This window comes from Phenylobacterium sp., from assembly GCF_025934275.1.
GTDB lineage: Bacteria > Pseudomonadota > Alphaproteobacteria > Caulobacterales > Caulobacteraceae > Phenylobacterium.
Map to the genome: position 1 here is coordinate 48,747 of NZ_JAICYI010000009.1, position 17,228 is coordinate 65,974.

Sequence of the window (17,228 nt, forward strand, 5' to 3'; positions counted from 1 at the left end):
CTGATGCGGCAAACCCGCAGGAGGGCTTCCGTGCAGATCGACCTGCTTTCCCCGGAGCGTTTCGTGGGCGGCCAGCCGCACGACCAGTTCCGCTGGCTGCGCGAGCACGATCCGGTCCACTGGCACGACGAACCGGACGGCCCGGGCTTCTGGGCGGTGACGCGCTTCGATGACGTCTGGACCGTCGACCGGGACTTCCAGACCTACTCGTCGGAACCCACCATCATGATCCGCGACCCGCTGAGCGAGCAGCAGGGCTTCGGCGGCGCCAAGATGATGCTGATGATGGACCCGCCGGAACACACCGCGTTCCGCAAGCTGATCCGGGCGGAGTTCACGCAGCCCGCCGCCCACCTGCGCGAGGGCCGCATCCAGGCGCTGGCGCGGCAGATCGTGGATGGCGTCATCGGGCGCGGCGAATGCGATTTCGTCGCCGACGTGGCGGGCGAAATGCCCTCCTTTGTGATCGCCGAGCTGATGGGCCTGCCGCTCGACGACGGCCGCGAGCTCTACAAGCTGACCGAGATCATCCACACCGCACCCGAGGCGCAGGCTCCGGGGGCCGGCGGCCAGGCGGTGATGAAGATGTTCGAGTACGGCTCGGGCGTGATCGCCGAAAAGCGAGCGCGGCCGGGCGAGGACCTCGCCTCCAAGCTGCTGGCGGCCGAGGTCGACGGGCGTCGGCTGACGGACACCGAGTTCCTGCTGTTCTTCCTGCTGCTGGTGGACGCCGGCGGCGACACCACGCGCAACCTGCTCTCAGGGGGCCTGCTGGCGCTCATGCGACACCCGGATCAGTTCCGCTGGCTGATAGCCGACCTCGACGCACGCCTTGCGACCGCGCGCGAGGAGCTGCTGCGCTGGACCACGCCGGTGATCTACATGCGCCGCACGGCGAGGAAGGCGACCGAGCTCGCCGGCAAGCCGATCCGCGACGGCGACAAGGTGGTGATGTACTTCGGCTCGGCCAACCGCGATCCGGCGAAGTTCGACGCGCCCGAGACGCTGGACCTCTCGCGCAGCTCCAACCCGCACAACGCCTTCGGCGTCGGCGCCCACGGCTGCCTTGGGCAGCACATCGCTCGCATCGAGATCGACGCGATGCTGCGCGAGGTGCTGACGCGCATGACGGATTTCCAGCTCGCCGGCGAACCCGAGTGGCTGCCCTCCAACTTCATCTCCGGGCCGAAGGCGATGCCGCTCAGGTTCAAGGCTCAGGCGAAGGTGGCGGCCTAGCCGTAGCCGGCCGCCACTCCCCGCGCTCAGTGCGGGCTATGGGCGGAGGGCGCCGTCCGCCCGCGCATCACCGGCGGCGGGGTCCGCAGCATGCCGTTGCCGGGATTGGCGTTCAGGTCGGCTGCGTGAAGGCGCGCCGGCGGTCTCCCTAGTTCGGCTCCGCCCTCGCAGGTCGCACCGTGTCGGCGCTCGCGAGGCCGCGGTGGACGAGCATCGGGCCGATCTCCGGATCCTTGCCGTAGAAGGCGCGGAACATCGGGCCGTAGTCCTCGGTGTGCCCCCTGGAAAGGATCAGATCGCGGAAACGCTGCCCGTTCTCGCGAGTCAGGCCGCCGTGCTGCTCGAACCATGCATAGGAGTCGTCGGCCAGCATCTGGGTCCAGAGATAGGCGTAGTAGCCGGCCGCGTAGTTATTGGCCCAGATGTGCAGGAAGTAGCTCGAGCGGTAGCGGGGCGGCACGTCGGGGAAATCGACGTTGCCTGCTTTCAGCGCCTGGAGTTCGAAGGCGTCGACGTTCTGCTTGGGCGCCGTGGCGGGCTGCATGTGCCACTGCATGTCGAGCTCGGCCGCGGCGATCAGCTCGCCCATGGCGTAGCCCTGGTTGAACTTGGACGCCGTCTTGATCTTGTCGGCCAGCGCCTGCGGGATCGGCTGGCCCGTCCGGTAGTGCACCGCGTAGTGCTTCAGGACCTTCGGATCTAGCGCCCAGTTCTCGTTGAACTGCGAGGGGAACTCCACGAAGTCCCGGGCGACGTTGGTCCCGGAGAGCGACGGATATTCCTGCGCGGCGAACAGGCCATGCAGCGCGTGGCCGAACTCGTGGAACATGGTCGTCACGTCGTCGAAGGTGATCAGCGCCGGCTGGCCGGGCCCCGGAGGGGTGAAGTTGGCGACATTGTAGATGACCGGCTTTGTGCCCAGGAGCTTCGACTGGCCGACCAGGTGGCTCATCCAGGCGCCGCCGGATTTGTTGTCGCGCTTGAAATAGTCGAAGTACATCAGGCCGAGCAGCGAGCCGTCCTTGTCGTGCACCTCGAAGACCATCATCTCGGGGTTCCAGACCGGGATGTCCTTCCGCGGCTTGAAGGTCACGCCGTAGAGCTGGTTGGCGGCATAGAAGACGCCGTCGGTCAGCACCTTGTGCAGCTCGAAATAGGGCTCCAGCTCATCGTCGCTGAGGTCGTAGCGGGCCTTCTTCACGCGGTCCGAGTAGCGCTCCCAGTCCCACGGCTTCAGCTGGAAGTGCTCGCCCCCCGCTTCGATCGCCTTCTGGATGTCGGCGGCTTCGGCGGCCGAACGGGTGCGGGCGGCCGGCGCGAGCCGGCCGATGAAGCGCTGCACCGCCTCTGGGGTCTCGGCCATCTGGTTCGAAAGCACATAGGCCGCATAGTTGGGATAGCCGAGCAGCTTGGCCTTCTGCGCCCGAAGCACCGCCATGGTGGCGATCAGGTCGCGGGTGTCGTTGGCGTCCCCCTTCTCGGCCCGCATCCAGCCGGCGTTGAACAGCTGCTCGCGAACGTCGCGGTCGGCGAGGTCCTGCAACAGTGGCTGCTGGGTGGTGTTCTGTAGCGCAATCAGCCACTTGCCGGCCAGCCCTCGGCTCTCAGCCGCCCGTTGGGCGGCGGCGATCTGCTGGTCCGACAGACCCTTGAGCTTGTCCCGATCGTCGATGACCAGGGCGCCCGCCTTGGCGGCGGCGAGCAGCTTCTGCTGGAAGGCGGTCGAGAAACTGGAGAGCTTCTCGTTGAGCCCTTTCAGCTGCGCCTGGTCGGCCGGCGAGAGCTGGGCGCCGGAGCGGATGAATTCCTGGTAGGTGATCTTGAGGAGCTGCCGCGCCTCGGGGGAGAGCTTCAGGGCGGCGCGCTTGTCATAGATCGTCTTCACGCGCGCGAAGAGCCTGGGGTTCAGGTAGATCCAATCGTGGTGCGCGGCGAGCTGGGGCGAGGTCTCCGCGTCGATCTTCTCGAGGGCGTCGTTGGTGTTCGCGCCGGTGAGCGCCGAGAAGACATTGGTCACCCGGTCGAGCATGCGGCCCGAGCGCTCCATGGCCACGACGGTGTTCTCGAAGGTGGGCGGGGCTGGATTGTCGGCGATGCGGGTGATCTCCGCCTTCTGCTGGCGCATCCCCTCCGCGATGGCCGGCAGGAAATCGGCGTCGTGGATCTTGTTGAACTGCGGCGCATGCAGGAACAGCGGGCTATCGTGGGCGAAGATCGCGCCGTGGCCGCTCATCGTCTTGTCTCCCTGGGCGTGGCGAACAGGATGCTGTGTCGCGGCGTCGGCGCCGCCGGCGGCGAGCGCCATCGCGGCGCAGCCCAGGAAAAGCATACGAAGTGTCGGCATAGAGCGTTCCCACAACCAGCGGCGGCCGCGCACCGCTAGCGCATGCTACGCCCCTCAGGGAAGGGGCGGCTGAGCGATTTTCGTCCCGAATGGGCGAGCTAGCGCGCAACTTTCGTCCAGGCGGGGTCCGCTTCCGGGTGGAATTAGCTCACCATCTCCTCGCGCACGCGCCGACGGGCGAGCCAGAACAGCAGCGCCGAGACGGAGCCCGCGATCGTCGAGGAGATCAGCGCCCATCTCAGGCCCTCGGCCTTGCCCAGACCGCCCACCTTGTTCAGCAGGTCCGCGAGCGCGCCGATGCAGATCGCGCCCAGCACAAGCCCCAGGAAGTTGATCACGAACAGCATCATAGAGGCGCTCATGGCGCGCATCTTCGGCGGCACCATCCCTTGGGCGGAGGAATAGACCGGCCCGTACCACAAGCTCCCCATGATCCCCGTGACCGACGTCAGGGCTATCGCGAGCACCGCCGAATTCGTCGTGTAGATCAGCAGCGTGAACGGCAGCGCCGCGATCACCGCAATGGCCGGGATGGACCCGTAGACCCGCAGATCCCGCTTGCCCCAGCGGTCGGCGATCTGGCCCCCTAACCAGGAGCCGAACGTTCCGGCGACTCCGCCGATGACGCCGAGCGAGAGGCCGACGAAGGTCTGCGGCCGCATGCCGAACTGGTGCGCCAGCGCGGCTATCTCCGCGCCATGGCTGCGGTAGAAAAAGGAGGCGGAGAACGCCGCGTGGCCGTACCCGAGGAAGGCCCGGATGCCGGCCCCCCAGGCGAGCAGCCAGAATGCCCGCTTGCGGGAAAGATAGCGCAGCGTCTCGCCGAAGCTCGCCATCTCCTCGGTGACGCGCTCGCTCGCCTTGCCGATCAGCCGGCGAGGCTCCTTGAGGGTGAAGAACGACAGGATCGCCAGCCCCAGGCCGGGGATGGCGGCCACCAGGAACGCCACGCGCCAGCCGAAGAAGTCGGACAAGAAGCCGCCGATCGCCAGGCCCAGCAGCGAGCCGATCGGCGTGCCCATGGCGTAGAAGGCGAGCGCGGAAGCCCGCTTCTCCTTCGGCGTATAGTCGGCGATCAGCGCGTGGCTGGTGGGCGTGCAGCCCGCCTCGCCGATGCCAACGCCGGCGCGCGCCGCCACCAGCTGGCCGAAGTTCTGCGCCAGCCCGCAGACGGCGGTGAAGCCGCTCCAGGCGGTCAGACATGCTGAGATGATCCAGACGCGATTGCCGCGGTCCGCGGCGCGCGCCAGCGGAAATCCCAGCACCGTGTAGACGAGACCGAAGGCGAAACCGGACAGCAGCCCTACCTGCCAGTCGAGCAGGTGCAGGTCGTTCTTGATCGGCTCGGCCAGGATGTTGATCACCTGCCGGTCGAGGAAATTCACCACGTAGATCAGCAGCAGCACCCAGAGGGCGTAGCGGCGGTAGGCGGCGGAGAGGAGCGGCCGCGCAAGATGCGCCTCGCTTTCGTCCACCAGCCCTTCGCCGGTGGGCACGGCGATCTCGGTCATTCGTTCCCCCGGGAGCCTTCTTCGTCGCGCCCACTCTAGGCAGGGTTCCCCGGAGAGGCCCAGCCACTTAAATGGCGGGCTTCGTTCGAAGCGGAGGCGGCCATGGAGCTCGTGATCGGCACGAAGAAGTGGTCCACCTGGTCCATGCGGCCGTGGCTGGCCCTCAAGCACACCGGCGCGCCGTTCCAGGAGACCTTGATCGAGCTTCGCCGCGATGGCGAGACGGCGGACGGGCTCGCGGCGCATTCCCCCTCGGGCCTAGTTCCCGTTCTAAAGGACCACGACGTGCTCGTCTGGGACAGCCTGGCGATCTGCGAGTACCTGGCCGAGACGCATCCGGCGCTTTGGCCGTCCGACGCGTCCGCGCGCGCCCGGGCGCGGGCCGCCGCCGCCGAGATGCACTCAGGCTTCGCCTCGTTGCGCGGCGAGTGCCCGATGGATTTGACGGCCGAGCCGCGCGCTGTGGGCCTCTCGGAAGCGACGTACAGGGACCTCCGCCGGATCGTCAGCCTCTGGGGTGAGCTGCTCGCCCGCCACGGCGGCCCGTTCCTCTGCGGGCAATGGTCGATCGCCGACGCCTTCTACACGCCCGTGGCGACGCGCCTGCGCACGTACGGCGTCAAGCTCTCCGACTTCGGCGACGCCGGTCCGTGCGGCGAGTACGCCCAGCGGCTTCTCGGGACACCGGAATTCAAGGCCTGGGAGGCCGACGCCCGGTGAACCGACCGGCCGGGCCTAGTTCGGGCCGGCGGCGGGGGCCCGAATGCGGCAGATCAGGCCTTCAGGCTCGTAGAGCACCTCCGCCTTAGCCCCCAATTCGGCCGCGAGCCCCTGGCTCAGCAGGCGAGAGCCGAAGCCCCTGCGCGCGGGCGCGGCGACCTTCGGGCCGCCGGTCTCACGCCATTCCAGGGCGATGGTCCCGCCCTCCGGGACCCATCGGATCGCCACCCGCCCCCTCGCCTGCGAGAGCGCGCCATACTTCAGCGCATTGGTCGCGAGTTCGTGGAGCGCCATGGAGAGCGCGAGCGCGGCGCTCGGCGCGATCCTCGCTTCGGGCCCGTCGAGCGTAATGCGCCGCGCCTTGGCGTCATCGTACGGACGGATGGCTTCGGCGGCGATCTCCGCCAGTTCCGCGCCCTCCCAGTTCTCGCGGGTGAGCACATTGTGCGCCGCCGAAAGCGCGAGAAGCCGCTCGGTCAGGCGCTCGCGCGCCTCCCGGCCCGGCGCCGCCTCGCGCAAGGTCTGGTGGGCGATCGATTGGACGGTGGCGAGCGTGTTCTTCACCCGGTGGTTCAGCTCGTTGATCAGGAGCTTCTGGCGGATCTCGGCCGCCCTAATGTCGCTGACGTCCATGGCCAGTCCGACATAGCCCTGGAACATGCCCGCATCGTCGACGCGCGGCTTGGCGGACACCTGCATGGTCCGCCAGGCCCCGTCCCACCGCCGGAATCGGGCCTCACAGACATACGAGATGAGGTCGCGCCGGGCCGCCGCGCGCGCTTCGACGATCTTCGGCAGGTCGTCGGGATGCAGCAATGTGAGCCAGGCGTCGCCCATCAGCTCCTCCCGCGGCCGGCCCACCCACTCGGCCATCGCCTGGTTCACGAATTCGATGGGTCCGGCGGCGCTGGTCACCCAGGCCGGCGCCGGCGTGCAGTCGGCCATGATCCGGAAGCGAGCTTCGCTTTCCCGCGCCATCAGTTCCTGCGCCTTGGCGGCCGAGACGTCGCCGATCACGCCGAGCATGCCGGCCGGCCGGCCATCCGGCGCATAGACCCCATGTGCGCGCGCCATGACCCAGACCTCAGCGCCGTCGCCGGCGCGGCGGATTCGGTATTCGACCACGCAAGGCGCCTTCCGGGCGATCGCCTTGGCCACGGCCTCCAACACGCGCGGCCGATCGTCGGGATGCAGGCTCTGCTGCATCTCGGCCCAGGTCGGCGTTGTGGTGGGCGGCAGGCCGTGCACCGCGGCGGCCTTGGGTGACAAGGTCATCAGATCGGAGGCGGCGTCCCAGCTCCAGTCGCCCAGCCCCGAAGCGGCCAGCACCAGTTCCAGCCGCTCCGCCTGATCCCGCTCGCGCCGGGCCGCCGCCCGGGACTCGGTCACGTCGCGAAAGGTGACGCAGATGCCATCCGAGAGCGGGAAGGCGCGAACCGCGAGCACCGCGCCCGGTTTCATCGCGGAGGGCGCCTCGGCCTGGGCCGGCCGGCGGGTCGCCATCACCTCGCGTAGCAGGGCGCCGAGCGAACTGTCGGCCGCAGCCTGGGCGACCTCCCAGTAGATTTTGCCCAGGACCTCCTCGCGCTTGATCCCGGCGTGCGCCTCGGCGGCGCGATTGCAGTCGGTGAGGCGCCACTGGGCATCCAGGCTGAAGACGCCCTCGGCGACGCCGTCCAGGATCTCTTCGCGCCGGCGGGCGATCGGGTCCGCGACGCCGGACCCGTTGTCGACAGGCGGCATCCCGAGCGACGGATCCCCGACCACTGTTACGCTCAACGCTACATCGCCTCTTCAGGTGGATCGGGCCATGAAGCTCGGGGGATCCGACGCCGGGAAACTCTCTTCGCTGGCCTCGTCGATGCGGGTTTCGAGGTCGTCCTCCGCCAGCGCGCGCTTCTCGGCCAGCTGGTCGGGGCATTCGCCATCGGCCAGGGGCTCGGCCGGCCGCGAATAAGGCGCCTCGACCAAGGCGTCCTCCCGCCTGGGCCGGCCGTCCACGGCGAAGTCCGCCGTGGCCCCCGAAGAGCCGTGCTCGAAGGCGCGGAGCTCGCGGGCCTCGCGGCCGTCGTCCTTGGGTGCGTTCGCCATCAGGTGGTCCACTTCGGCGAGGAAACCTTCATCCAGCGGGTCATGTGCCGCATCTCGGCGACCAGCGTTCCCTTTTCGTCGCGCAGTTCGGAATCGAACCAGGCGAACTCGGTCTTCGGACTCGCGCCGACGCACACCACCCGCGCCGTCTTGCGGTAAGGGATGCCGGTCCGGATCGGCCCCGCCCGCAGGCAGACCTCGGTCGCGCCGAAGAAGCCCACGGCGTCGGTCACGGTGACGCCCGGCGTATAGGGCTGCAGTGCGCGGTACATCATCTGCGGATCGCGGATCACGCCGTCCGGATCGCCCCCGTCCTTGACGACGTAGTCGGGCTTGTCGAGCAGCTCGAGGTCCGGGCTCATGTTGTCGAGGATGCGAATCTCCTCGCGCCCCGCGTTCACCAGCTCCAGGCCCCGCACATAGGCGGTGGCGTCCGGACGGCCCACGGCGACCGTGCCCGTGCACACCTTGCGGCCCTCCGGCGTCTCCACCCAGGCCGCCAGCTGCACGTCCTCGCCGGCGCCGGGCGGCGGCCGCTCGACCACCGCGCGCACCTGTTCTCCATCCAGCGTGGCGAAGGTGTAGAACATCGAGATCGAGCCCTGCCGCAGCCAGCGCTCGCCCCACAGCTCGTTCATCAGCGGGGCGAAATGCGAGAGGTGCACGGTGCCGGGGATCGTGCCCCCGCGCATGCCGATCTTCTTGGCCACCGCGTCGCTGTGGATGGAGTTGGGCGCGCCCTGCCAGCGGTTGCGCGGCTTCACCCAGCCGCCCGCCAGCGTCTCGGTCCTGACCAGGGTCTCGCTCGCCATCGCCGTCTCCTCCATCCTATCCCAAGCCTACGCGCGTCCCCGGTGCGCGCCTAGAGCCGGCTCAGAGCAACGGCTGCTGGCGCTCGTCGTTGGCGACCCTCCCGGCGGCGGGCGCCCACACCTCGACCCGGCCGCCGGGGCCGTCCAGCATCCGCACGCGGCCGCCCAGTCCCTCGGCCAGGGAGCGCACCGCGCGCAGCCCCAGGCCCGCGCCGCGCTCCGCCTGCTCCGGCGCGATCCCCGGACCGTCGTCGCTCACCACCAGCCGGATCTCGCCGCCCGCAAGGCTCGCGGCCACATCGACCTCGCCGCCGGTGCGCCCGGCCAAGGCGTGCTTGGCGGCGTTGGTGACCAGCTCGTTGACGATCAGCCCGAGGCTCACAGCCTCCTTCACCGGCAGCCGGATGGCCTCGCAGCGCACCGAGACCCGCGCCTCCTGGTGCTCGAACAGGGACGCCGCCAGCCTGCGGCCGAGCTCCTCGAGATAGGGACAAAGCGCCACGTCCTCGGAGCTCTTCTGGGCGTAGAGGGCGGTGTGCAGGTCGGCGATCGAACGGATCCGGTCGACCGCCTTGGAGAGGTGCGCCCTGACCTCCGGCGGGCTCGCGCGGCCCTGCAGCTCGAGGATCGAGGAGACCACGGCGAGGTTGTTCTTCACCCGGTGGTTCAGCTCCTCGAACAGTTCCGCCTGGCGCCGCTCCGCGGCCTTGCGTTCGCTGACGTCGACGAAGAACTGCCCGAACTCGACGTCGGAGATCCGCGTCATGTGCACGTCGTACCAGCGGCCCGACAGGCGGTCGCGAAACTCGAAGCGCACCGCCTCGCCGGCGAGCGCGCGGGCGCAGGCGGCGAACCAGGCCGGCCGGACGCCGGGCCGGATCTCCGTCTCGCGGCGGCCGATCATCGCTTCGCCACCCGGCGCGCGCCTGCGGAAGGCCGGGTTGGCGTCGCGGACGATGTAGTCGACCAGCTGGCCGGCCTCGTCACGCACCGCCTCGCAGAGCACGCAGCCTTCGGACATGTTGTTGAAGAGCGCCTCATAGCGCCCCTCGGGAGCGTACCGGGTCTCGTCGGTATGTCGGCTCAGAGCCCGCGCCATCGGTCAGCCTCGAGCGAGATTAAGCGCCGAAATCCAGCGGCGCGCGAGTCTTTCCGTCGGCCGCGGCGCGACGCAGGCAGCGCTTGCCGCGGCCCGATTCCCGACACACCATGCAGCCCATGGATGACGGCCAAGCTCCGCTCGCGCCGGCGGCCGCGCCCGCGGCGCAAGGCGCCGCGCCGATGTGGCGGATCGCCCGGGCCTCGATCGAGCTGATCATGGACATGATCGCGATCACCCGCGGGCCCGGCAACCTGCTAGATCCGCTGATCGTCTCGATCGTCATCGAGGCCAACCTCGCCCTGTTCAACCAGGACCCCGAGCTGCAGCTGGCCTACGCCGAGATCGACGAGCCGCCGCCCGACGAGCTGCGCCGACCGATCTCCATCGCCGCAGTCGCAGGCTCGCTCAGCCTGCCCTACGAGACCGTGCGCCGACGGGCCGGCCGGCTGGTCCGCGCCGGCGCGCTCGTCGCCACGCCCAAGGGGCTGGTCGTCCCCGCCGCCAGCCTGACGACGCCCGAGTACCTGGCCGCCGCCGTCGCCCGCTACGAGCGGCTGAAGGCGTTCTGGGTCGAGCTGAAGGCCGCCGGCGTGCAGCCGCCCAGCACCGAGCCGCTGGGGCCGCCGCTGAGCGCCCCGCCGATCCGGCTCGTGAACCGGGTGACCGGCGAGTACATGCTGCGGGTGAACGAGCAGCTCCTGAAGCGGGTGGGCGATCCGGTCTCCGGCGTCCTGGTGCTGGAGATGGGCCGCGCCAACGCCGAGCACCTCGACCTCGGGACGCGCCAGGTCGAGGCGCCGCTGCCCGACCACCTGCGCCGGCCGGTGAGCATCCTGGCGCTCTCCCGGCGGCTGCGGCTGCCGGCCGAGACGGTGCGCCGCCACGTGCTGCAGCTGGAGGCCGCGGGCATGGCGCGCAAGGTGCGCGGCGGCTGGCTGGCCGAGCTGGCGACGCTGCGCCGCGGCGACGACCAGCCGGCGATCGCCCGCAACCTGGCCAATGTCGGCCGCCTGATCTCGCGGCTGGCGGCGTTCGGCGTCCTCGCCTACTGGGACGCCGAGGGCGACATTTGACTTCCGGGCCGCCCCGCCGCACACCGCAGGCGCGATGATCCCTCGTTACGCGCGCACCGAAGCCGCCGAGGTCTGGAGCCCCCAGACGCGGTTCAAGGTCATGTTCGAGATCGAGGCCCACGCCGCCTCGGCCATGGCCGAGCTGGGCGTGATCCCCAAGGCGGCGGCCCGGGTGATCTGGGAGAAAGGCCGCGACGCGGTCTGGGACCCGGAGCGGATCGAGGCCATCGAGCGCGAGGTGAAGCACGACGTCATCGCCTTCCTGACCCACGTCTCCGAGGTCGTCGGGCCCGAGGCGCGCTTCCTGCACCAGGGCATGACCTCCTCCGACGTCAACGACACGGCGCTGGCCGTGCAGCTGGCCCGCGCCACCGACCTGCTGATCGAGGACGTGGACCTTGTGCTGGCCGCGCTGAAGCGCCGCGCCTACGAGCACCGGCTCACCCCCACCGTCGGGCGCAGCCACGGCATCCACGCCGAGCCCACCACCTTCGGCGTCAAGCTCGCCGGCCACTACGCCGAGTTCGTCCGCGCCAGGCAGCGGCTGGTCACGGCGCGGGCCGAGATCGCCACCTGCGCGATCAGCGGCGCGGTCGGCACCTTCGCCAACGTCGCCCCCGAGGTGGAGGCCTATGTGGCGGCCAGGCTCGGGCTGGCGATCGAGCCGGTCTCGACGCAGGTGATCCCCAGGGACCGGCACGCCGCCTACTTCGCCGCGCTGGCGGTCGTCGCCTCCTCAGTCGAGCGGCTGGCGACCGAGATCCGCCACCTGCAGCGCACCGAGGTGCTGGAGGCCGAGGAGCCGTTCGATCCCGGCCAGAAGGGCTCCTCGGCGATGCCGCACAAGCGCAACCCGATCCTCACCGAGAACCTCACCGGCCTGGCCCGCCTGGTGCGCTCGGCGGTGGTCCCGGCGCTGGAGAACGTGGCGCTCTGGCACGAGCGCGACATCAGCCACTCCTCGGTGGAGCGCGGCATCGCCCCCGACGCCACCGTCCACCTGGACTTCGCGCTGCGCAGGCTGGCCGGCGTGGTCGAGCGGCTGGTGGTCTACCCGCAGACCATGCAGGCGAACCTCGAGCGGCTGGGCGGCCTCGTCCACTCGCAGCGGGTGCTCCTGGCGCTGACCCAGAAGGGCGCCTCCCGCGAGGCGGCCTACGCGGCCGTGCAGCGGAACGCCATGAAGGTCTGGCGCGGCGAAGGGGCGTTCCTCGACTTCCTGAAGGCCGACCCGGAGGTGACGCTGTCGGACGCCGAGCTCGCCGAGCTGTTCGACCTCGGCTACCACTTCAAGGCGGTGGACCGCATCTTCGCCCGCGTGTTCGGCGAAGACGCCCGGGCGGCGAAGGCCGCGGAGTAGGGTTCGTCCACGAACCACACGAACGGTTCGCAGCGGCGGCGCCGCCCTGAAGTGAACCGCGGAAAACGCGGAAAGGCGCGGAAGGCGGTGCGGCGGCGTTCTCGCCTTCTTGATCGCGCCTTGGGCGCGATCGATTGAGCCTCCAGGGATCCGAGACAGGCTCCGTTTTCTGCGCCTTTCCGCGTTTTCCGCGGTTCCCTCTTTTCGGGGGTCCGGTGCTAAGCTCGCGGGCATGGCGACGCTCGAGGATCTGCGGCGGCTGAGCCTGGCGCTGCCGGGGGCGCACGAGGTCACCTACAAGGGCGAGCCGTGGTTCAACGTGGGGAAGAAGACCTTCGCCCTGCATTCGAACGGCCGCGCGATCATGAAGCTCGACCGCGGCCACCAGGAGCTGCTGTTCGAGGTGCGCCCCGAGACGTTCTCGAAGTGCAAGGTCGCCACCACGCACTGGGCCTATGTCGAGCTGGACCACCTCGACGAAGCCGAGCTCGCCGAGCTGGTCCGCGAAGCCTGGTCGCAGATCGTGCCCAAGAAGATCAGCCGCCCGCTGCTGGCGGCGGCGCGGTAGGAATCAACCGCAGAAGGAGATGCGGCGCGGCCAGTTCCCCGCGCCCTAGGAGGAGTTGGGGGCGGGGGCCCAGCCGAGGTCGGGCTGCTGCACGAGCCGCGGCGGCGCCGGCGGGGCCGCCTGCGCGGGCGCCTCGGCGGCCTCGGCCGCATCCGGGGCCGCCAGGCCGAAGTCGCCCATCAGGAGCGCGATCAGCGCCTCGAGCGAGAGGTCGTCGAAATGGCCGCGCACGTAGTCGTCGAGGCAGGCGTCGAGCTGGTCCATGACCTCGTCGGCGTCCTCGCGGCTGTCGCAGGCCTCGTAGGCCTGCCGCCCCACCGCCAGCCGCACGCGGACCTTGCGGTCCTTCACCGCCGCCTCGCGGGCGTCCCCGGCTGCGGCCTCTCGCCGCTCGGCGGCCTTGGCCGCCTCGATCTCCAGGCGGGATTCCAGGAGCAGCGTCTGGCGCAGCCCGCGGTTCGCCCGCTGCAGCGCCAGCGCCGCGGCCTGCGCCTCGTCCGGCGTCTCGGCGGCCTCCAGCTTCACCGCGAGCGTGCGCATGGCGCCGAGCATGATCTCGGCCGCCTCCGCGAGCATCCGCCCCGCCCGCTCCGCCCTGGTCCCGCCATCCGCGCCCATGAGAACATAAGTAGAACACGGAGGGGCCGGAGAGTCAAGGATTTGTGCGTTCTCCGGCTAGAGTTGCTAGGCCGCTCTTGAGAGGCGCGTGGCGGCGCGGCGGCCCTTCCCGGTCCCTGGATGTGCTTGATGGTCGCCTGCCAAGAACATGTATTTCTGAGGAACCGAGGCTACGGGCTCGGGGCGTGGACAAGCGGCTCGCCTTTGGGGGATCAGTGTCGGCGCTGACCGATACGCTTCCTCTCGGAACAACTGCCTGCGGATCTCTCGGGCGAGAACCTCGGCTAGCGCCGACGGCACGGCGTTGCCAATCAGACGCTGAGCCTCCGAACGGCTTTCGGGGTAGATCAGGCCATCCGGGAACGTCTGCAGTCTACCCAACTCCGCCGCTGAGAGCCGACGGTTGCTCCAGTGGAATGGTCCGGTTGCAGGGCCAGGCTGAGCCTGAATGGTCCACGAAGGCTGGTCTTTCGCGAGCTTCAACAGGAAGTTCCAGAAGCGAGTTCGCCAACCGAAAAGCGGCTGTCCGCCGCCGCGCGGCGTGTGCCACAAATAGTTCGATCCCTCTGGGATCGAAGGGAGTAGCTCAGCCCACTTCCCTGTCATCTGAAGCGCGGGGTCGTTGAGATTGGATGGAAGATCGCCGAGCGCATCCCAAGCGCTGCGAAACGACTCCAGATGAAGCTCGACACTCTCATCCGCTGGCGCGTGCGTGCGAGATGGAAATCGAAAGTGGCGCCCGTCCCGAAAGCCAATGATGAACACCCGCTCCCGTAGCTGCGGGACGCCAAATTCCGCAGCATTGAGCGCCTGCACTTCAAAGCTATACCGCGATCCGGTCGCGGCATTGATGCGCGCAATACCTCGTCGAACGTGTTCTACACCTTCGCTCTTGCCGCTGTAGGCAAGACCCAAAACGTTCTCGAGCAAAAACGCAGCCGGCTGCGTATCCTGCAAAACGCGAAGGTACTGGTGCAGCGTGTTTGCGCGGGGATCATCCAGCCTCTTCGCATCGCCAGTCGCCCAGTAGCCCGACTTGGAAAATGGCTGACAGGGCGGCCCGCCAATCAGGATATCTGCCTCGCCAACGGCCAATCCCCCCGCTCGCAATATCGCGTCGGAGGTGATCCGCGAAACGTCGCCCTCGATGACAGGCCACTTCCGATTAAGGCGAAGTGATGCGCAGGCGGCTCCATCAAGATCCAGGGCAACGGCGGTTTCAAATCCAGCGGCTTCGAATCCGAAGTCGAGGCCCCCGATCCCGCTGTAGAGGGATATTGCTTTCAGTTGCACCCGCCCGCCCTCACCATCGGCGACGACTCGTTACGCCGAACATTTAGAGAACACTAATTCAGGCCGATCCGTAAAGAGGGGTTCAGCGACTGCGATCCCATTGGAGATTCGGCCCGGGCACGACTTGTGGGGCGGGAGTTCGCCCGTGACCGCGTATTGGAATTTCCACTCCCCGCTTACAGCGTGCAGGCATGCCGCAAGGACCTGGAAATCAGACGGCCGATAGTAGCGAGAGCAGGGGTCGCCTTTGGAGGCCCGGGTGCGCTGAAAATCCACGCGGGCATGTCCGCGGGCGTCGGCTTTCCTCAGCGTGTTCTTGCATTCCACAAGGATTGGAGGGCCACCTCGCCATCGCAAGCTCACGTCTGGCATGCCCTCGCCTTCGAGACGCCTGCAGTCGGTCACGCCAGGTGTCGCGCTGAGGTGATCGACGAGCTTCGCTTCTGCGACCCAACCGCGAACGGCCATCTTCAGTCGGCTTGCGCCATCGATGAGATCGAAGAGCGCTTCGGGCGGAAGCTCCAGTTCGCGCAGTAGCGAGTGGGACGCGGCGGAGGCACGGCCAAGCCCCTCCGCATTCCCAAGCTCGTCTGCGACGTGATGGCGCTCGCCGGGATCGAGCCCCCTAGCGATTCTCTCGAGCTGGATCAGGTCAAAGATTCGATCCCGACTGCCACCGACCAAAACCTCGATCCGCGTGTCCTCGTCGATTTCCGCCGTAGGCCGCGTCTTGGTCTTGGGCTTGTGTCGGTCTCGCTCCCACGCCACCCAGCCATCATGGGCAATCTCTTCTGCGTGCGATGCCTTGAACTCGATCGAGCGCGACATCGGAGAGGGGTTGTGCATCAGTGGATCAGCAGCGACGAACAGGCCGCGGGCTGTATCAATCCCAACTAGGATGGTCGTAATCAGCTCGTGCGGATCGACCGCGATCTCGAGGACACCCTTCAGTTCGCTTCCGTACTTGACCTGAAATCGATGCTCGTCTCGTGGACGACCGCCCGTCTGCCGGGAATTGGCGAAAAACGCATAGGCAAGAACACCTTGCCGAGATCCGGATGGCGTCTCGAAGACAATGTAGAACGGCGCCTTGTTCGGCGCCGTGGTCGAGAGTACCCGGCACCCCCGCGCAACCAGCCCGTCGACGATGAATTTCAGCAATGGTGCTCGACCGGCAGCGCGGACTGAATACGTCTTCCAGTCCAACGCAGAAGCGGTTCCCGCCGCCGACTCAGGGAGATTCATGCCTCAGGTTATCCCGGCTGGTCTGACCGGCGCATGGCATTATGCCTCTCCTGCGAAGAGAAGATCGAATGCCTCGGCGAGGAGATGACGCATGGCCGGATGTGCCAGACGTCCGTCGCCGGACGATGTCGGCTATTCGTCACAAGAACACCAAGCCCGAGCTCGCTGTCCGCTCGTTGCTTCATCGACTTGGGTACCGTTATCGCCTCCATGGAACGCGATTGCCGGGTCGGCCAGACCTGGTTTTTGCCAGCCGCAGGAAAGTGATCTTCGTCCACGGCTGCTATTGGCATGGCCACCCTGGCTGCCGATTAGCGAAGGTGCCGAAAACACGTACCGAATATTGGCAGCCCAAACTCAATCGCAACAAGGCTCGCGATATCGAGGTCAGACTTAAGCTGCGAGAGCTTGCATGGGATGAACTCGTGATCTGGGAATGCGAAATCACGAACGATCGCAATCTTGCGAAACGACTGATCAGCTTCTTAGGCCCACCTAGATTCAGCACTGGGTCCGCGCCGGCGCGGACATGAGCGGCGGGGCGGCCTCGGAGCGGCGTTCGCGGATATGGGCGCGCGAAGCTGATCCACCGGTTCGCCGCTCATGGCAGGGTTATCGAGGGTCGACTTTCCCGCCGCGCCGAAATCAGAGATCGCCTGGGCGAGTATGTCGGCGTCAGTCGCACTCACGGAGCTGCTTTGGGCTCTTCTGTGGACAGGCGGCCCAGCTAGTCTTCTCCGAACAGGGCCGAATCAGCAAGGTTGGGCCGTCCGACCTTCGGTCCTCGCGAGTTTACGCGCCACTATGCCTGACCCCATCGACCTCTTCGGGCCCGGCGGCGATAACCAGCTCAGTCTCTTCGGCGTCGGCGAAGGGCGGATGGCGCCGCCGGTTCGGAGCTACACGCCCGATCCGGAGGATGTCCGACGCCGGCTGCATGCCCTGCTATCTGTCGCGCGGGACGCCAGGAGCATGCCCTGGGCGGAACGGGACGCGCGGATGTGGCAGGTGGTGTTTCCGCAGATGGCCAACTGGCTGCCGGATGACGAGGCCAACCAATTGCGGATCGAGTTCGCGCAGGAGATGGAGCGGCTGAAGGCGGCGTGAAGAGGCGTGGGTCCCCGCTTGCGCGGGGATGAGCGGAGGGGGGCTATCGCCCTTTGCGGACTTCGTCGCGGGCCTGGGCGAGGAGCTCGGCCATCTTCATGCGGACGTCGGATTCGGTGACGTTGACGCCGCTTCCCTTGAGGTCCTC

16 protein-coding genes are annotated in these 17,228 nt (G+C 68.3%); 7 read left to right on the forward strand and 9 right to left on the reverse strand.

All coding sequences use genetic code 11. The features are described 5' to 3' along the window. The first annotated feature begins 30 nt into the window (after positions 1-30). Positions 31-1,236 (forward strand): cytochrome P450, encoded by a 1,206-nt coding sequence (locus Q0W60_RS04055; RefSeq protein ID WP_297692820.1) that lies wholly within the window; start codon positions 31-33, stop codon positions 1,234-1,236. Positions 1,237-1,384: 148 nt separating this feature from the next. Here the strand turns inward: Q0W60_RS04055 and Q0W60_RS04060 are convergent, their stop codons facing one another. Both Q0W60_RS04060 and Q0W60_RS04065 read right to left on the reverse strand, forming a co-directional pair. Then, complete coding sequence (locus tag Q0W60_RS04060) at positions 1,385-3,580, reverse strand: M3 family metallopeptidase (RefSeq protein WP_297692822.1); 2,196 nt, start codon at positions 3,578-3,580, stop codon at positions 1,385-1,387. Between the two features lie 143 nt (positions 3,581-3,723). After that, complete coding sequence (locus tag Q0W60_RS04065; RefSeq protein WP_297692824.1) at positions 3,724-5,091, reverse strand: MFS transporter; 1,368 nt, start codon at positions 5,089-5,091, stop codon at positions 3,724-3,726. A 102-nt stretch (positions 5,092-5,193) separates the two neighbouring features. On the opposite strand from Q0W60_RS04065, the gene Q0W60_RS04070 reads away from it, so the two are divergent. After that, complete coding sequence (locus tag Q0W60_RS04070; protein WP_297692826.1) at positions 5,194-5,811, forward strand: glutathione S-transferase family protein; 618 nt, start codon at positions 5,194-5,196, stop codon at positions 5,809-5,811. Between the two features lie 15 nt (positions 5,812-5,826). On the opposite strand, the gene Q0W60_RS04075 is transcribed toward Q0W60_RS04070, so the two are convergent. The 4 genes from Q0W60_RS04075 to Q0W60_RS04090 form a co-directional block, all read right to left on the reverse strand. After that, a complete protein-coding gene (locus tag Q0W60_RS04075; protein ID WP_297692828.1) occupies positions 5,827-7,554 on the reverse strand; it encodes a PAS domain-containing protein in 1,728 nt (575 codons plus the stop codon). A 51-nt stretch (positions 7,555-7,605) separates the two neighbouring features. Then, the gene (locus Q0W60_RS04080; RefSeq protein WP_297692831.1) at positions 7,606-7,902 is read right to left on the reverse strand and encodes a hypothetical protein; all 297 of its coding nucleotides are present in this window, start codon (positions 7,900-7,902) and stop codon (positions 7,606-7,608) included. Further along, positions 7,902-8,714 (reverse strand): hypothetical protein, encoded by an 813-nt coding sequence (locus Q0W60_RS04085; RefSeq protein ID WP_297692833.1) that lies wholly within the window; start codon positions 8,712-8,714, stop codon positions 7,902-7,904. The genes Q0W60_RS04080 and Q0W60_RS04085 overlap by 1 nt, the downstream gene beginning before the upstream one ends. Before the next feature lie 61 nt (positions 8,715-8,775). Then, positions 8,776-9,813: a PAS domain-containing sensor histidine kinase gene (locus tag Q0W60_RS04090; RefSeq protein WP_297692835.1), complete on the reverse strand. Its 1,038-nt coding sequence runs from the start codon at positions 9,811-9,813 to the stop codon at positions 8,776-8,778. A gap of 119 nt (positions 9,814-9,932) precedes the next feature. Between Q0W60_RS04090 and Q0W60_RS04095 the strand changes: the two genes are divergently transcribed. From Q0W60_RS04095 to Q0W60_RS04105, 3 genes are all read left to right on the forward strand, one after another. After that, on the forward strand, positions 9,933-10,889 hold the full coding sequence (locus Q0W60_RS04095) for a hypothetical protein (RefSeq protein ID WP_297692837.1): 957 nt from the start codon (positions 9,933-9,935) through the stop codon (positions 10,887-10,889). 34 nt (positions 10,890-10,923) lie between these two features. Beyond that, on the forward strand, positions 10,924-12,249 hold the full coding sequence (gene purB / locus Q0W60_RS04100) for an adenylosuccinate lyase (protein WP_297692839.1): 1,326 nt from the start codon (positions 10,924-10,926) through the stop codon (positions 12,247-12,249). 232 nt (positions 12,250-12,481) lie between these two features. Next, entirely contained in the window at positions 12,482-12,817 is a 336-nt protein-coding gene (locus Q0W60_RS04105; protein WP_297692841.1) for an MmcQ/YjbR family DNA-binding protein, read from the forward strand. Between the two features lie 45 nt (positions 12,818-12,862). On the opposite strand, the gene Q0W60_RS04110 is transcribed toward Q0W60_RS04105, so the two are convergent. The 3 genes from Q0W60_RS04110 to Q0W60_RS04120 all read right to left on the reverse strand — a co-directional run bounded on the left by Q0W60_RS04110 (position 12,863) and on the right by Q0W60_RS04120 (position 15,889). Next, positions 12,863-13,393 (reverse strand): hypothetical protein, encoded by a 531-nt coding sequence (locus tag Q0W60_RS04110; protein WP_297692843.1) that lies wholly within the window; start codon positions 13,391-13,393, stop codon positions 12,863-12,865. 108 nt (positions 13,394-13,501) lie between these two features. Continuing rightward, positions 13,502-14,728: a DNA (cytosine-5-)-methyltransferase gene (gene dcm, locus Q0W60_RS04115; RefSeq protein ID WP_297692844.1), complete on the reverse strand. Its 1,227-nt coding sequence runs from the start codon at positions 14,726-14,728 to the stop codon at positions 13,502-13,504. A 30-nt stretch (positions 14,729-14,758) separates the two neighbouring features. Next, the gene (locus Q0W60_RS04120; RefSeq protein WP_297692847.1) at positions 14,759-15,889 is read right to left on the reverse strand and encodes a hypothetical protein; all 1,131 of its coding nucleotides are present in this window, start codon (positions 15,887-15,889) and stop codon (positions 14,759-14,761) included. A 152-nt stretch (positions 15,890-16,041) separates the two neighbouring features. Here Q0W60_RS04120 and Q0W60_RS04125 point away from each other — a divergent pair, with 152 nt between their 5' ends. After that, positions 16,042-16,506: a very short patch repair endonuclease gene (locus tag Q0W60_RS04125; RefSeq protein ID WP_297692848.1), complete on the forward strand. Its 465-nt coding sequence runs from the start codon at positions 16,042-16,044 to the stop codon at positions 16,504-16,506. Positions 16,507-16,777: 271 nt separating this feature from the next. Beyond that, complete coding sequence (locus Q0W60_RS04130) at positions 16,778-17,080, forward strand: hypothetical protein (RefSeq protein WP_297692850.1); 303 nt, start codon at positions 16,778-16,780, stop codon at positions 17,078-17,080. Positions 17,081-17,228 lie beyond the last annotated feature (148 nt).

Bases quoted from the DNA above. Each gene is read 5' to 3' on its own strand.
- Q0W60_RS04125 (WP_297692848.1), top strand. From the start codon at position 16,042: ATGCCTCGGCGAGGAGATGACGCATGGCCGGATGTGCCAGACGTCCGT.
- Q0W60_RS04075 (WP_297692828.1), bottom strand. From the start codon at position 7,554: ATGCCGCCTGTCGACAACGGGTCCGGCGTCGCGGACCCGATCGCCCGC.
- Q0W60_RS04060 (WP_297692822.1), bottom strand. From the start codon at position 3,580: ATGCCGACACTTCGTATGCTTTTCCTGGGCTGCGCCGCGATGGCGCTC.
- Q0W60_RS04070 (WP_297692826.1), top strand. From the start codon at position 5,194: ATGGAGCTCGTGATCGGCACGAAGAAGTGGTCCACCTGGTCCATGCGG.
- Q0W60_RS04105 (WP_297692841.1), top strand. From the start codon at position 12,482: ATGGCGACGCTCGAGGATCTGCGGCGGCTGAGCCTGGCGCTGCCGGGG.
- purB (WP_297692839.1), top strand. From the start codon at position 10,924: ATGATCCCTCGTTACGCGCGCACCGAAGCCGCCGAGGTCTGGAGCCCC.
- Q0W60_RS04095 (WP_297692837.1), top strand. From the start codon at position 9,933: ATGGATGACGGCCAAGCTCCGCTCGCGCCGGCGGCCGCGCCCGCGGCG.
- Q0W60_RS04090 (WP_297692835.1), bottom strand. From the start codon at position 9,813: ATGGCGCGGGCTCTGAGCCGACATACCGACGAGACCCGGTACGCTCCC.
- Q0W60_RS04065 (WP_297692824.1), bottom strand. From the start codon at position 5,091: ATGACCGAGATCGCCGTGCCCACCGGCGAAGGGCTGGTGGACGAAAGC.
- Q0W60_RS04110 (WP_297692843.1), bottom strand. From the start codon at position 13,393: ATGCTCGCGGAGGCGGCCGAGATCATGCTCGGCGCCATGCGCACGCTC.
- Q0W60_RS04080 (WP_297692831.1), bottom strand. From the start codon at position 7,902: ATGGCGAACGCACCCAAGGACGACGGCCGCGAGGCCCGCGAGCTCCGC.
- Q0W60_RS04085 (WP_297692833.1), bottom strand. From the start codon at position 8,714: ATGGCGAGCGAGACCCTGGTCAGGACCGAGACGCTGGCGGGCGGCTGG.
- Q0W60_RS04130 (WP_297692850.1), top strand. From the start codon at position 16,778: ATGCCTGACCCCATCGACCTCTTCGGGCCCGGCGGCGATAACCAGCTC.